Raw genomic sequence first — 15,196 nt, forward strand, 5'->3', positions numbered from 1 at the left:
ATACTGTTGGATTTCATCGTTCTAGGACAAGTTATGCTAATCATCTTCAGTGGTTTGCCTGGAAGCGGGAAAAGCACTATCGCTCAGGCTTTGACAATACAGTTAAATGCTCTTTACTTGCGAATCGACACGATTGAGCAGGCCATACTTAAAGCCGAAGAAGATGGCCGTGAAATGGGGCCTACTGGTTATTTTGTCGCTTACTCACTCGCCAGAGAAAATCTGCTATTAGGAGCAACAGTAATCACTGACTCAGTGAACCCACTGGCGTTAACCCGTGATGCCTATCGAGAAATAGCTTTATCGGCAAGAACCGATTTTTTAGAAATTGAGATCGTATGTTCCGATATGATTGAGCATCGTAAACGAGTGGAAACAAGGGTGTCAGAAGTCGAGGGGTTAACCCTGCCAGATTGGAAATATGTTACCGATTTGACTTATGAACCATGGAACAGAGAACACCTCATTTTAGACTCGTACAGTTTATCCAGCGATGAATGTGTATCAAGGATCATCAAACTTCTTTCGCGATGACTTGGTCTTGAGAGGCTCCCCAACAATTATTATGGTGGGTAGTTAGCAATGTCCGCTTTTGGCATCAGCAGACGATCATATCCAGGAAGTGTCTGAACGAATTAATCTCATAACAGATCTCGGAAAAAATCCATTTTTCTAAATTATTTTAGATAGATATTATTTCCATGCATCCTCCCGCATCCTCCCGCATCCTCCCGCATCCTCCCGCATCCTCACTGGATTGCGGGATTTTTTATTTTTAAAACTGTGATTGGGTATGAACCACTGGGTCATTATTGGCTTCGTTTCCATGTATTTCGCACTCGTATTGCCATTTGCCAGCTCGAATACAGCCATTACGTCTGCCGTACCGAATCCAGTGCCATCCTTACTACCATTGATTAAGGAGTTTTGCCATGGAGAAACAACTGACCTTGTTTACGCCAGAACTACCGTTGACCTCACAGCGCACCATTAAACGAGCCCTGAGTCTGCTTGACCAGCACCTGCGTGAACCGGGTGTGGCATTTACCTCCACGCAGGTGGCCCGCGACTGGCTCAGGCTGAAGATGGGAACCCTTGAGCGGGAAGAGTTTGTCGTGCTGTATCTCAATAACCAGAACCAGCTGCTTGCCCACGAAGCGCTGTTCAGCGGCACCATCAGTCACACTGAAGTCCATCCCCGCGAAGTAGTGAAACGCGCCCTGTACTTTAACGCGGCGGCAGTGATTTTTGCCCATAACCACCCTTCCGGGGAGGTTGCCCCGAGCCAGGCAGACAAGGCCATTACCCAGCGACTGGTACAGGCGCTGATGCTGGTGGAAATCCGGGTGCCAGACCATCTGATTGTCGGCGGCAGGCAGATATTCTCATTCGCCGAGCATGGTCTTCTTTAAACAGGTATAAAATTATGAATAAAGACGTTATACAAATCTGGGGTCTTAAACGAGATATAACACCGTGTTTTGGAGCACGGCTGGTGCAGGAAGGTCGTCATCTGCATTTTCTGGCAGACCGGGCAGGATTTAACGGTTCGTTCAGCGAGATGCAGGCCCGAGATCTGGATGAAGCCTTCCCGCATTTTGTCTCGCATATGGAACTGATGCTGCTCTCCGGTGAGCTGAATCCCCGGTGCGCGCACCGGGTCATGCTTTACCGTAACGGACTGACCTGTGAAGCCGATACGTTGGGCAGTCATGGATATGTGTATATCGCAATTTATCCCTCAAATCAGGTTAAAGACTAATCCTCAGCATCATCTCAGCGTTGTAAGCCTTCAAATCTTCCTTTCCTTTATTTTAAGAGACTCAACACATGCAAATCTCAACTGTACCGGCCACGTTGCCGGTTTCGTCACGACTGTCACCTGTGCAGGTCTGGCAGCAACTATTAACGTATCTACTGGAACACCATTACGGCCTCACACTCAACGACACACCATTCCATGATGATGCGGCTATCGAGGAACATATCGAGGCGGGTATCACGCTTGCTGATGCGGTGAATTTCCTGGTGGAACGCTATGAACTGGTACGCACCGACCGCAAGGGATTCACCTGGCAGGAGCAGACGCCATTCCTGACCGCTACCGATATTATCAGAGCCAGGCAAGCTACCGGATTAATGAATACATAAATTCTTCGAGCTTCATTCCTGATTTTTACCTCTGCGCTTTCCACCCTTTTTATTCATCGCATAATGCGCCTGCCACTTTCGGCAGGCGTGTTTGCTTTTACGGACGATTAACGATGCAAACAGAACCCGACGTGTTAACAGATCACAACGAACTTATCCTTTCGACCAATATTGAACGTGTGGTCACTGGCCGCGATTCCGCACTGAAACAGATTGAACAACTTATTCAGCAGCTTGATGCCATTTCACGGCTAACCTCAGAAATTGGCGGTGGTACAGCGCAAGACTGGGCGATGAAAGCAGGGCACCGTTACGATAGCTGGATGACCGAAAAGGTAGATAAAGCGCTGCCTGCCGTCACCCGCAATATTGACCGTAGTATCTGGCGAGACTTGATGTTGAAGTCTGGCATGATGGCCTTGATGGATGCTCAGGCCCGTGACCAGTGGCATAAGAACCTGGAGGAGGGGGAGCTGCCTGCCATCAGCGAGGCGAATATCCTCAGTACTTTTGAGCAGCTACATCTGAACAAAATGGATGTATTTGAACGTGGCATTATCAATGTCTTCAAAGGGTTGTCGTGGGATTACAAAACCAATAGTCCCTGCAACTTTGGTAAAAAGATCATCGTCACCAATCTGGTGACGCATAACCGCTGGGGATTTAGTCTGAACTGGGGTTGGCGTAGGGATCAACTGGCGGATCTGGAGCGAATGCTATTTCTGCTGGATGGTAAACCGATACCCGACAATCGTGGCGATGTTACTACTCGATTGATGGAGCATATTCGGGACAACCCTTCGAAGGATGTTTACGAAGATGATTTCTTCAGTATCCGTTACTTTCAGAAAGGAACAGCGCACATCACTTTTAAGCGGTACGATCTGACAGAAAAGATGAATGATATTGTGGCGAAGCACTATCCGGGGATGCTGGCTAATCCGCGTTAACGTTGATGGGCGTTGAGAAAATTTACTTACACCAGCCGTTACATAAACTATTTGAATACGTGGTTTTTGGTGAGGGGTTTTGCATAACTCATTGATTTTAAATGGTACGCCCTACAGGGCTCGAACCTGTGACCTACGGCTTAGAAGTCCACGGAAATAATATCCCATAGCATTACGAATGGTTCCTTGTTATTACCAACTTGATGATAACTAAAGATAAAAACATTATGTTTTATCCTGTTTAATTCCATGCTATTCCTTTGCTATGTATACGGCTGTGTAGACGGTGTGACTATGGCATTAACGGATTCGAAGATTAGAGCGCTAAAAGCGAAAGATAAGGATTACTACGTGTGGCACAACGCCGGAACGCGGGGCGGCGGTGTGTTGGGTATCAGGATTTATCCCTCTGGCTCAAAGCGGTTTGTATACCAACACTCCGAGGGGGGAAGGCGCAAAATTCTTGTTATAGGGGAGTATCCGAAAATGTCCCTGGCTGACGCCGCGCAGCGGGTGCGCGAGCTTTCTGCGGCTCCAGACAAAAGCAGCGCAACAAGTCCGGCGGGTGCGACGTTTAAAGAGCTTGTACGCGATTACATTGATAACCAGAAGCAGACGGGCAAACGTAGCTGGAAGGTTACAGAGAATCGTTTGAATCAGGTGCTAGATAGCCCCCATATAAACCCAGACACCCCCGCAGCAAACATCACAACGCGAATGGTTTTTGACGTACTGGCAGACTTTATCCAGCGCGGAGCCGTGGCGGGTTCTGACAAGGTGCGCGGCAACCTTCACGCCCTATTTAATTTCGCCTTATCTGCTGATCACGACCCAGCAAAGCGAGGCTTTCCGGCACGGTACAACATGCAGTTAAATCCAGTAACGGTAATTCCGAAGCAGACCGGAGGAGGGCGGGCGCTGGATAGATACCTGTCATGGGGTGAGCTGTATCAGTTTATTGATTCCGTGACCGTCGCGGATATGGCTTGCCCGATGACGCCGCTATATGCCAGAGCGCTCATGTTATGTATTTACACGGGAGGTCAGAGGCCGTGGGAGATAATCACGCTCAAAAAATCAGATGTGAATGAGAAAGAAAAAACACTCACAATTCGACCTGAAATATCAAAGACGCTTAATTTTCATGTTGTGCCTTTGATGCCAGAGGCATTGGAAATCATACGTATACAGTTAATTCTGTACCCAGATAGCGAAATGTTATTCCCTGCCCCTACCGAAGCTGGTCATGTGTTATCTGCGGAGCTTTCAAAGCAGGTAAGAAAATACTGTAAGCGGGAGGAGTTCGCCCCGTTCACCCCCAGGGATTTGCGTCGAACATTCAAAACGCTGGCGGGTGAGATGGGTATTAATATTGAAATCCGCGACATACTGCAAAACCATAAGCGCCCAGGGGTATCGGGTAAGCATTATGACCGCTATTACTACTTAAAAGAGAAGCGGGAAGCCCTGGAAGTATGGTGTAGTCGCCTCGTCTCACGTCAATAATTTAGCAATTAGTGCGGGTGCGGCATTCCGTTTAATTACATCCGTTTCCGCCTGATTCCATCACACAAAACGCCCCTTTTCGCCTCGCCAATATTCTGTGTTTACTAAAAAAGAGCCAAGGATTTGGCTTGCTGCCCGTCTAACTAACTGCGGGTAGAGTCCGCCGAAGCGTTGCCCGTAAGGGATTCGACAAGGAGCGGATAAGGGAACCGGCTACATGTGGAACGCCGCAGCCGGTAGGCGATACCGCTACGACATGAGAGTGATTGAGTTCGCGGAGTTCTGTCGTAGTTAATGCAGGCCTGGGCAGGGGTAGAGCAGCCCCGAATTAGATGCAAGTACCGCAAGGGATACTCACCCGAGCGAGCAACATACGGGAACCTTCGACAAGGCTTTTTGTGTGGGGTAGGGGGGAACTATTCCCCTACTTCACCGATTTCTTAACCAGGCGGCACTACAACCCGCGCCAACATTAACCCCCAGATAAAAAACAGGACGTTTTTTAATCACAACAACGGAACGGCAAGCATGAGCAAGAAGCTCAAAGCGTCGAAAGTGCTACGGTTAACACCGGATGCCGATCTCGACGAGTATGTAGCAAGCGCATTAACCGCAACGGAAAAGGCAGTCATTGCCAGAATGCGAGCGCTGAAAATTATCAAGCCAGGCCAAAAGGCTGGCGCTCACCATTTCAAAGAGTTAGCCGAAGCGGAGGTATCCTATGCCAACGCCACCGCAGCAATAAACCAATCCAATGATGTCGCCATTATTCTGGCTAACCGGTCACGTGTTCTGGCTGGGCTAGAGTTGCGCCTATCCGATCCAAAGCTAAAGGATTCTGCTTACGCGTCACTGGCTAACCTGTGGTTCAAAATCTCAAGCGCTCCACTGACTCGCACATTTGAGGCTGAACCGCCAGAAACCGTGGATGATTTGACCGATGACGAACTGGAAGCAATCCGCAAGCAAATACAGCGGGGCGCGGCGTAATGGCTCGCACCACGCTAAAGCAGCGGAACGAAACCAGGGCGCTTGCGCTGGCTGTATGTGATGCCGGATTCGATTGCATGCGCAGGAATGCGAAGCTGATCGCAGCAGCCCAGCGTTACAACCGTTTCTACAAGCTTGACAGTTTTCAGCCGCACCAATTCCAGCGCGAGTGGTACTGGTCGGGCACTCACGCCACGCTCCGCTACTTATCCGCAGCAAACCAGATAGGTAAGACGTTTGGCGCGGCGGTTGAGATGGCCTATCACCTGACGGGCTTATATCCAGATTGGTGGCCTGGTCGCCGCTTCGACGTGACCGAAAAACAAGTGATGTGGGCTATGGGTGTAAGCCTGGAATCAACCCGCAAGGTGTTGCAAAACTATCTGATAGGCACTGACAACGCGAAGAAAACAAACGAAATCGGCAGCGGGTTAATTCCCCGCGAAATGATTCGAATCAACACCGTGATACGTGACGGTGAAACCCTTAAATCGGTATCCATTGAACATGTGGGCGGCGGCTATGTTGAACTGTATTTCTATGCAAGCACTCAAGACACAACCACTTTGCACGGCCAGAAAGTTTTATATATTTGGCTTGATGAACAACCCGCTAACGAACTTGAGTTATCCGGCATCTTTGCGGCACGAACTCTTAACACCGGCGGCATGGTTGCTATCACCGCAACACCCGAAAAGGGAGCTACAGACCTTTGGACACAATGCGCGGAAAGTGACAGCCCACACGTCCATTTTCAAACCGCTACCTGGGATGACGCCCCGCACCTGACACCCGAACGCCGCGAGCAAGTGTTAGCGGCATTTCCCTACCATGAGCGAGATATGCGTTCAAAAGGGATTCCCGTCGCTGGCGTGGGTGCCGTCTATCCGTTCGCTGACGACGATGTAACTTGCACCCCGTTTGAGATCCCCGATCACTGGAAGGTATTAGCTGGCCTGGACTATGGCGGTTCGGGCAGAGCTGACCCGTCAATCATTCTTTCGATAGCTCAAAACCCTGATACCGGCACCGCTTACGTGTTTCAAGAATGGTCAAGCATCATGGATCGTGACGTGTACGCCAACGCCCACATGGAGCACTACCTAGCCGCCAAAGTCACCGGTCAAGCGCCTGACAACTGGGACAGACTGACCAACAACGCAGATTTTGAACCGTTGGGATACCCTGGCATTGTCATGAAGTCGCCCCACGATGGGCGCAACGCCATCGGTAACGCGGAAGCCGGAACCAACGCCACGCGAATGGAAACCATGGAGGCACTGGGCGCTAACGTTCACCCGCAGGTATTTGAGATTCCACCCGACCTGGCACCTATGGCAAAGGTGCGTAACTCGCTCTCCGCATCCATCGGGCTGGTGGTTGAAATGTTCCGCCTGGGGCAATTGAAGATATTCACAACGTGTACACAAACACTCAAGGAAAGGCGTGGTTATCAATGGGTTAGCAAAGGGCAAAAAACAGTACCAATCGACAAAAACAACCACTTTATGGACGCAATGCGAATTGCTGCAATCCGCGTAAGGGATGACGGGGAATCAATGGCATCGGCACGAATCAACGTCCGAACCATGCAGAACTACGCAAGGCGAAACGACTACACCAAAGCAATGGGAGCTTTTTCTAAGTGAATACAACCGATCTGTACAAAGAGATGCAACGCCACAAGGACGCCGCGAAGCTGAGACAAGACGCGTTAGCCGAACGCTTTACGCAAGCGTGGGGTTTTTACCGTGGCGAACTGCCAGCCGTCATGATGCCTGGTGACGTTGCAGCCCGTAACGTGATGTGGGAAGCCTTCGAAACCATTCACCCGTCACTCGTCGCCCTGTTTACTGACAGCCAGAAAGCGCCCGTTGCGTTTTCCAATGACACCAAAGGCGAGAATAAACTAGCCGCAGCCGTGACAAAGGCAGTCCACGCCGCAGCGCTGGCGGTGAATGGCTGGGATATGATTATTTATCTGGCGCTCAAACAGTGCCTGATCACTGGCAATCAGGCCGGATTGGTTGGCTATGACAGCAAGACATACACCACTGATAAGATCACCTTCGACAAGGAGCCAGCGGAAGCTGCGCTTATTCAACAAAAAATCATCACCACTGCTGGCTATAACGTTGATTCTGACCTGTCGTTTGAGGACGTTGACGGCGTGGCGCTGGTGTCTGGATGGATGCAGGGCATACGGGAGGTTAAATTCCCCGTCATTTCACTGATTGAGTTTAAAAACTTCTTCCTGCACCCAAAGGCAACCAACCCGCAGGACTCAATCTACAGCGCCTATGCAGAGGAAATCACCAACGCGGAGGCATACAAGCGCGGCTACAAGAAATCAGCGGTAGAGGCCGGAGCGGTTGAGGATACCAACGCTGGGCGCAGCCTGGACACGTCGATGGTGGTTGTGGGCGACATGAACGCCGAAGGGCGCAGGGATTTGGAACAATCAACCCTGGACACCATGAATGACCTGATCACCGTTTATCACCACTACTGGCGCGGGTGTTACAACTCCGCAGATGAAAAGTTATGGCACGTCATCACGACCAGTACGGAATACATCAGCCATGAGGCCGTAAACTATTGCCCGTTAATTTGGGGTGCAATGAGCGCCGTACCGAACAGCGCCCACGGTGAGAGCCTGTATGATTTTTGTAAGTCCGCACAAGAAGGAACAACCCGCGCCCGCCGCGCTATTCAGCGCTCCGCAGACTTTGCCGCTTACCCTGACATGGAGGTGACAGACTCACTTTTAACGTCAGAATCCCGCGCCGCACTGAATGACCGTAGCGAACCTGGGCGCGTGTACGTTGTGAAACAGAAGGGCGCAATCAGTCGCATCCCAACATCCGACGTTCCGCAAGCTATGCAACTGCTTAACCAGGAATTAAATCAGGACGCCGAACGCGTTCGCCAGGGTTCCGCAGGGCAAGCGCAAGCCATGAGTAAAACCAATCAATCGGGGATCGCCATCGCGCTGACTCAGGCCAAAGAGGAAATCAACGAAAACCAGATTGCGAAAGTATTTGCGGAAACCTTCATAAAGCCCGCTTACGGCGTTTTCTTAATGGTATTACAGGAGATGGGTAACGTTCTCGACGTTGAGGGTGTGAAAATACCATTCAAGCTGTTACGTGACGATATCGGGCTAAAGGTAGACATTAAATCAGCCGCAGACCGCGCACAGGCTGCTGCCAATATCCTGACCGTGTACCAGGACGCAGCCCAGAAAGGCACCTTGCCGGAGAACTTCCAGCCGGAAAATATATACAACATCTACGCCGATTTTCTCCGTGCCGTAACCAACGATGAAGACATTACCCGCTACCTGACCCCGCCATCTGAAATGCCGAAACCATCAGAGTTTCAGAAGAAACTACAAGCAGTTATGGCTGCGTGTCAGTTACGCCACGCCATCGCCACGACCAAACTGGCGGAGGGCAAAGTAGAGGAGCAAGCCGGTACGACACAAAAGTTGTTTAACGAAGCCGCCAAAGCCCTGGCGCAGATTGAAGAAATCATGCAGGGAATCGACATTGAGAAAGCCCGTTTGGTTTTGGACGCTGATAAATCAGAAAAAGAGATGTTGCTGGATGCCGCTGAATTAGCAAATCGTGCGGAGCCAACCCCCTCGGAGAGTGACAAAGCCCCCGCGTAAATGATGCACTAAAAAAGACGGTGCAAGGAATGCGCCATTACCCCCTAAAACATGAGGTTTTAAATGTCAGATGTCACGACTACATCCAGCCCGTCTACCGGATTCAACCCTGGTTCCCTGTTTTTCCCAAATGACGCAGCACCGAAAGATAGCCAAAGCCCAGAAATCAGCGGAGGCGCATCACTTACAGTCACAGAAGATGACGGCAACGCCGCACCCCTCGACGGCATCGAGACTACGCCAGGCACTGAATCAAGCGCTGACGAATGGGAGTTCAACGGCGGTAAGTTCACCGCAGACCAAATCAGCGAAGCCCTGAAACATCAGGAGACTTTCACGCGCTTTAATACCTCCATCACTCCGCTGGTGCAAAACATCAAGTCATTCGGTGACCACGCCGCACGTTTCCAGGCTATGGCAGTGACGGAAACCGACAAGCAAATTCAGGAGCTACGCACCGCGCTTAACTCTGGGCAGCTTAACGCCGCTGATTACCAACGCGCCCACCAATCGTTACAGATGGCAGAGACGCGCAAGGGCATGCTGGAGGAAGCGGGAAAGCAGGTAGACGCCCAACGCACTGAGGCACTGAATAACGCCCGCCGCCACAACGCCAGCCAAACCGCCACCAACCTGGTAAAACAGGGTTGGACAGTGGAGCAGATGAACCAGGCGCAAAGCGTCGTCAAAGGCGTAATGAGCATGGAAGCCTTTGCGGATAACGTATCACCGGCTTTTATGGAAATCTTGCGTGATGCCTACGAACTGCGCAGTCAGAAAGCCGCCGCCGCTGCAAAGCTACAAGATAAAGTCCGCAAAGTGACTAAGACCCCGCAGCAGCGCCAGCAAGCCCCAGCGCCAGCTAAAGGCGCAAACATGGGATCTTCTGACTGGATGAAGAAAAATATCTGGGGTGGTAACTAATGGCGCTATTCAAAGGCTCGTCAAAGGACAGCACCAACAGCAGTAGCAGCACCTCGGAAAGTTGGCTCTTTGAATACCTAAGCCCCGTGATGATTGATTTCATCGAGTCAAACCCAGGTATTGATTACATCGAATCGGGCGTCGCAGACCTGACAGACGCACAAAAGCAAGCCCTTGATGCCTACAAATCCGGTGCATCCATCGATGCTGGCAAAAGCATTATGCAGGGCGGCGCGGGGCTGGTTAGCGACTCTATCGCCAATATGCAGAACATGTTAGGCGGCGGCACAAAAGCCGCCTTTACTAACGGCGTGTCCGGCATCATGGGCGCAATGACTCCAGCAATGGAGAATCAGGCCGCAGCCATTCAAAGCGATGTTTACGCAGATATGGCGGGGGCTTTCGGTGGTGCCGCTCAAAGCACCATGAGCAACACGGCAGTAACCAACAGCAGTAACGCGGAAATGACAACCAACGCGGTTATGGCATCCGGTGCCAACGCTATGACGCAGGGGATTGCAGAAATGCAAGCCGGTGTATTGTCCAGTGCCATTGGCCTGACTACTGACGCGCTGAGCACCTACGCCGGTATTAATTCCGATCTTCTGGGCGTGGGGGGCGACATGTTCAAAGCTGGCGGCGGCATGGTTTCCAGCGGCACCAAAAACATGTTTAACGCCGGATTGTTTGAGCAGATGTTCAATCAGGAAAACATCAACAACGACCGCAAAAACGACATGATTAACGGGAACATGGAGTGGATTGATATGGCGGCGCTTATGGCGGTCACTATGCCTGGCGCTGGCCTCAAGACTGAATCCAGCAGCGAAAGCAGCGTAAGCAGTGATACGGGGTGGTTCTAATGGGTGTTATGTCGTGGTTTGGCGGTGAAACCATCGCAGCAAGCGCAGTAGGCGAAGCAGTCCCACTAACTCCAGGGCAGGGCGGGGGCGGCATGACCGCCGTCGATGCAACCGCCGCAAACCTTCCAGATGAAAACTGGGTAGATACCGCATTACGCCAGGCATTGCCGCAGATTTTAGGCATGACCCACAGCAAGGGTGGCTCACGTTCCGCGCCGTCCGCTGGTGGCGCTAAAGGTGTTGGTGGTATGGGTGGCGGTTCCGCTGCGTCTGCTATGCAGGTTCCCGACATGATTGGTAAATCTGCAAATAACAATCCGCTGGATGATATTAACAAGTGGAGCAACCTATTTTGAAAATGCAGGAACGCTTTAACAATATCACTGCCCGTTATGATCAGATGGTCGCCCGTATTTCCCCGCAGCCGTCTACGGATGTTTTGTTGTCACCCGCTAAACGTGAATGGGCTATGCAGGAAGGATTCAGGCCGGAATACAACCCGAATACAGATGATGTGACGTGGGTTAAAAGCCCTGAACCGGTGTACCAACAAAGCCACATAAAAAACATTCAGGGGTCAATGTCACCTGAGCGTTTAACCGAATCTTTCCCCGCGTTTGCGTATAAGGCGGCGAATCTCGACGAAACGCTACAGGAGATAATCCGCCAGGCTGTTTCCGGTGAAATCACCACGCAACGCGCCAAAGAACTGGCCTACCAGTTTGCGCTTGATACGTTCGATGAAGCATGGAAGGAGGGCGCACCAACCGGCGCAGCCAAAACCGCCGCCAGCTTTGAACAGGCTATCGAGAAAACAACCAAAACAGTGAAGGTGGCAGGATGACAACGCAACTGGATAACCAATTACAAACGCAAGACGCCGCCGCAAGCGTTGAAGCCGCTACCCCACTGGCGCTGTTACCAGGGCAGAGTACCGCACCGCCGCAGATTTACGACAAGCCCGAACTATGGCAGCAAGCCGCGCAATCAGGAAAGCTGGTTAATCCGCCATCGGTGAAGGAAATCAACAAACAAATGTGGACGGGTTCTTTCATGACCGCGCTGATTGTTGGCCTGACAACCAAAGACCTGGGCAGCGCTATCGCTGGCGGTCTGATGGGTTCTATTGCCATTCATGACTATGGGCATTCACTGCGCCAGCGCTCCGAATACGTCCCGCAGATGCAAAAAGACGGCTATTCAAACGCCGCGATAATGGACTACTACAAAACCGGCAATCAAACCCTGTTAAATCAGGAGCGTGACGACATGCTCGACAGTAGCCGGTTTAAAGAGCAAGTCCGAACCGATGACCGAAGCTTTGTCGAGGGGCAGCGTCGCTTTGACGAGAACGCCGATTACCGCGAGGAGTCGTTACGATCCCGCGAATACAACCAGACAGCAATGCGCAACCAGCGTGACCGCATCCACGGTGAAACGATGGAATTTCGCCGCGAGAACCTGGACGCCCGCAACCGCATTGCACTGGCGCAGCGTTCACCCGTTATGTTTGACGCGTCCGCCCCTAACGCTCGCCAGATGGCACAACAGGCGCTGATGAAAGCAACAGACGGGCAGCGCAAAGCCGCAGCTTTTGCGGGGCGTATTTACCGTGGGCTGGATGTGGTCGAGTCACTGCAAGGGCAAATCGACCCAGGGCGCGTAGGGGAAATTACAAAAGCAATCGGTACTGGCTCAATTGCATCAATGGGGCTGGACGCCAACGAACAGCGCTATGTTAACGCCCTATCGGATGTTGTCGCCGCTATCGTTCGTAAGGACTCAGGGGCAGCCGTCACAGAAAGTGAGTGGGCGAACGCTCGCGCCCAGTACATGCCGCTTTACGGCGATGAATCGGAAGTCATCCAACAGAAATTTGACTTCATGCGCGACCGTGGCGCGGATTCTGAGGCGGAGGCGGGGGGAATCCTGGAGCCAATGGCCTATCTTGCTGGGCAGGATGTGTCTGAATTATCCGGCTCTTCACGCCAGAAACAGGCACAGGAGAAGCCAGCAACAGACAAGGCTGGCAATCCAAATTTAGCCTATAAGCAACAACTCATGGAAACCTACGGGGGGATTAAATGATGCCTACCGTAGACGAGCTATGGAAGATGCTGGCAGCAGCCCACGAAGCCGGAAATGCTGACGACGCAAAAGCTATTGCCGCGTGGATCAGGGAAATCGAAGCCGCGCCGAAGTTCAAAGCCATGCCAAAGGAAACCGGCGTGATTGAAGACTTTAGCGACGGCATTGATAAATCGCTGTACACCGCAATTGATACAGGAGCAAACCATCTAAAATCTGGATTTAGCTGGCTGGGTAATCAGTTTGGTATCGGTGATGGAACATACGAACCGTCTCGCCTTGCTGACGGCATCAAAATGCGCAATTCCCTGGCATTCAAAGCCGGTGAACTGACAGGCGACCTTGCACCCGCGCTGGCTGGTGGCGTGGGGGCTTCGCGCCTTGCTGCGCCACTGGTCAAAACGATTGGCAATAAATACGGCATTTGGGCGGCAGATGGTGCCGTTTCATCCCTGGGTGCTCAATTGGCGGACACAGGCGAAATTAGCCTAACTCAAACCGGAGTTGATACCGGTCTGAATGTTGGTCTGAACGCCATGCTGCCAAAGTGGGCGGCGGTTATTGCTCGCAAAATGCGTGGAGCTGACGATGGTCGGTTAGACCTTGCGGCGGCAAACGTTGAGGGCTTTATTCCGTCATACGGCATGAAAACAAAAAACAACTTTGCACTGACCAGAGAGCGAGCGCTGGAGGGTTCCGCTATGGGCGGCGGTACCATGCGCCGGTTTAACGAAACCAACCAGGCAGCGATGCAAAAATTCCACGACGATTTAGTTAACGCCGTTGGACAGCGCACCGATGCAACCCCGCAGGAAACAGGCCAGGCAATCCGTGAAGCCTGGGAAACCTTCCTGAAAGAAGGGCGTGAAGCTGGAACGCGTAACTACAAAGACGTTTACCGCGCTGCAGGTAATTTCCGTATTCAAATGCCGCAGGTGCGCGAGACTATCCGCGAGCTAACCCGCGTTGCCCGTGACAACAAGGCAATGGCTAAAATGCTGGTAGCACCAGAACTCCGCAGCGTCATCAAAATGCTGAATGATCAGGCCAAAGACGGCATGACACTAGAGGGGGCTATTGGTGCAAAACTGGCAGTAGATAACATGATTGCTGATCTAGGGCTGGGGCTGAAAAAGGCAGACGAGCAGCAGCTTTTGCGCCTACGTTCCGCCATTGATGGCGATATTCGTCAGCAACTGAATGACCGCGCCGCCTTTGGTGTATACGCCCGTTACAACAAAGCGACGGAAGAATGGGCGAAGTTTGCCCAGAATGAAAAAGGGTTGCGCCGGTTGTTTGATATCCAGGGTGGCGGCGCTTTGTATGACGCCATTTTCGGCACAGCTAGCGCCAATAATATCGGGGGGCTGAAAGCCGATAAGCTGGAATTATTGCTATCACTCATGCCGGAGGCGGTACGCGGGAAAATCAAAGGTGAGTACATTCTTCGAGCTGGGCGCGAGGCCGCAGGCGTTGCAGGGAGTGAAGGCGCACAATTCAGCGCCGCCAGATTCCTGACGAACTGGAACAAGCTGGAAAGGGATGGTATCGGGGAGCTTGTCGGCGCTGGACATTCTGGCGACCTTGCTGACCTTGCACTAATTTCCGACCGCATGAAAATGTATTATGCCGCGGGGAACCATTCGAATAGTGCCACGCACCTTATGAACAACCCGCGCCGCTTCCTGGATCGTTCGACGGTAGATATGGGTAAGCAGATTGTTTCCGGCCTGGTATTTGACCGAGTAGCAGCTAAGGCGCTGACCAATCCACAGTTTGCAGCCGCCGCAAAACGATTCCTGAACAGTACGGCAACCGACCCAGAATACGCGCAAAACGTTATCCGCTTGCTGGTGGTGGCAAACCAGAATCCTGATTTAGTGGATGATATCGAAGCACTACTCGGAACCGATAGCGGGGCACAAATTAGCAATTAATGCTTTCCGCGCTCACGCGCGTTTCAGAAGTTCCGCAGTTTTAGTGTCTACTAAAAAAGAGAAAACCAATATCGGCGCAAGGATTGCGCAAACGCAGTATTAACCATGAAGGTT

15 protein-coding genes are annotated in these 15,196 nt (G+C 51.7%); all 15 read left to right on the forward strand.

All coding sequences use genetic code 11. From position 1 onward, the window contains the following. Positions 1–33: 33 nt before the first annotated feature. The 15 genes from WBL83_RS07675 (at position 34) to WBL83_RS07745 (ending at position 15,082) form a co-directional block, all read left to right on the forward strand. The gene (locus WBL83_RS07675; RefSeq protein WP_424588578.1) at positions 34–534 is read left to right on the forward strand and encodes an AAA family ATPase; all 501 of its coding nucleotides are present in this window, start codon (positions 34–36) and stop codon (positions 532–534) included. A 398-nt stretch (positions 535–932) separates the two neighbouring features. Then, entirely contained in the window at positions 933–1,412 is a 480-nt protein-coding gene (gene radC / locus WBL83_RS07680) for a RadC family protein (RefSeq protein WP_424588579.1), read from the forward strand. A 14-nt stretch (positions 1,413–1,426) separates the two neighbouring features. Then, on the forward strand, positions 1,427–1,762 hold the full coding sequence (locus WBL83_RS07685; protein ID WP_424588580.1) for a type IV toxin-antitoxin system YeeU family antitoxin: 336 nt from the start codon (positions 1,427–1,429) through the stop codon (positions 1,760–1,762). Between the two features lie 68 nt (positions 1,763–1,830). Beyond that, on the forward strand, positions 1,831–2,151 hold the full coding sequence (locus WBL83_RS07690; RefSeq protein WP_424588581.1) for a TA system toxin CbtA family protein: 321 nt from the start codon (positions 1,831–1,833) through the stop codon (positions 2,149–2,151). 113 nt (positions 2,152–2,264) lie between these two features. After that, the gene (locus WBL83_RS07695) at positions 2,265–3,101 is read left to right on the forward strand and encodes a DUF4942 domain-containing protein (protein WP_424588582.1); all 837 of its coding nucleotides are present in this window, start codon (positions 2,265–2,267) and stop codon (positions 3,099–3,101) included. A gap of 294 nt (positions 3,102–3,395) precedes the next feature. Further along, positions 3,396–4,607 (forward strand): tyrosine-type recombinase/integrase, encoded by a 1,212-nt coding sequence (locus tag WBL83_RS07700; RefSeq protein ID WP_424588583.1) that lies wholly within the window; start codon positions 3,396–3,398, stop codon positions 4,605–4,607. Between the two features lie 528 nt (positions 4,608–5,135). After that, the gene (locus tag WBL83_RS07705; RefSeq protein ID WP_424588584.1) at positions 5,136–5,597 is read left to right on the forward strand and encodes a hypothetical protein; all 462 of its coding nucleotides are present in this window, start codon (positions 5,136–5,138) and stop codon (positions 5,595–5,597) included. Continuing rightward, positions 5,597–7,246, forward strand: a complete 1,650-nt coding sequence (locus tag WBL83_RS07710; RefSeq protein WP_424588585.1) for a terminase large subunit domain-containing protein — start codon at positions 5,597–5,599, stop codon at positions 7,244–7,246. The genes WBL83_RS07705 and WBL83_RS07710 overlap by 1 nt, the downstream gene beginning before the upstream one ends. Beyond that, entirely contained in the window at positions 7,243–9,270 is a 2,028-nt protein-coding gene (locus WBL83_RS07715; protein WP_424588586.1) for a portal protein, read from the forward strand. Before WBL83_RS07710 ends, WBL83_RS07715 begins: the two co-directional genes overlap by 4 nt. Before the next feature lie 63 nt (positions 9,271–9,333). Continuing rightward, positions 9,334–10,194 (forward strand): hypothetical protein, encoded by an 861-nt coding sequence (locus WBL83_RS07720; RefSeq protein WP_424588587.1) that lies wholly within the window; start codon positions 9,334–9,336, stop codon positions 10,192–10,194. After that, positions 10,194–11,057, forward strand: a complete 864-nt coding sequence (locus tag WBL83_RS07725) for a hypothetical protein (protein ID WP_424588588.1) — start codon at positions 10,194–10,196, stop codon at positions 11,055–11,057. The genes WBL83_RS07720 and WBL83_RS07725 overlap by 1 nt, the downstream gene beginning before the upstream one ends. Beyond that, positions 11,057–11,413 carry a hypothetical protein gene (locus WBL83_RS07730; RefSeq protein ID WP_424588589.1) on the forward strand — a complete coding sequence of 119 codons (357 nt, stop codon included), beginning with the start codon at positions 11,057–11,059 and terminating at the stop codon, positions 11,411–11,413. The genes WBL83_RS07725 and WBL83_RS07730 overlap by 1 nt, the downstream gene beginning before the upstream one ends. Then, complete coding sequence (locus WBL83_RS07735) at positions 11,410–11,901, forward strand: hypothetical protein (protein ID WP_424588590.1); 492 nt, start codon at positions 11,410–11,412, stop codon at positions 11,899–11,901. The genes WBL83_RS07730 and WBL83_RS07735 overlap by 4 nt, the downstream gene beginning before the upstream one ends. After that, complete coding sequence (locus WBL83_RS07740) at positions 11,898–13,145, forward strand: hypothetical protein (RefSeq protein WP_424588591.1); 1,248 nt, start codon at positions 11,898–11,900, stop codon at positions 13,143–13,145. Before WBL83_RS07735 ends, WBL83_RS07740 begins: the two co-directional genes overlap by 4 nt. Beyond that, positions 13,142–15,082, forward strand: coding sequence for a hypothetical protein (locus WBL83_RS07745; protein ID WP_424588592.1), 1,941 nt, complete (start codon positions 13,142–13,144; stop codon positions 15,080–15,082). The genes WBL83_RS07740 and WBL83_RS07745 overlap by 4 nt, the downstream gene beginning before the upstream one ends. Positions 15,083–15,196: the final 114 nt, after the last annotated feature.

This window comes from Buttiauxella sp. (assembly GCF_049686335.1).
In the GTDB taxonomy this organism is placed as follows: domain Bacteria; phylum Pseudomonadota; class Gammaproteobacteria; order Enterobacterales; family Enterobacteriaceae; genus Buttiauxella.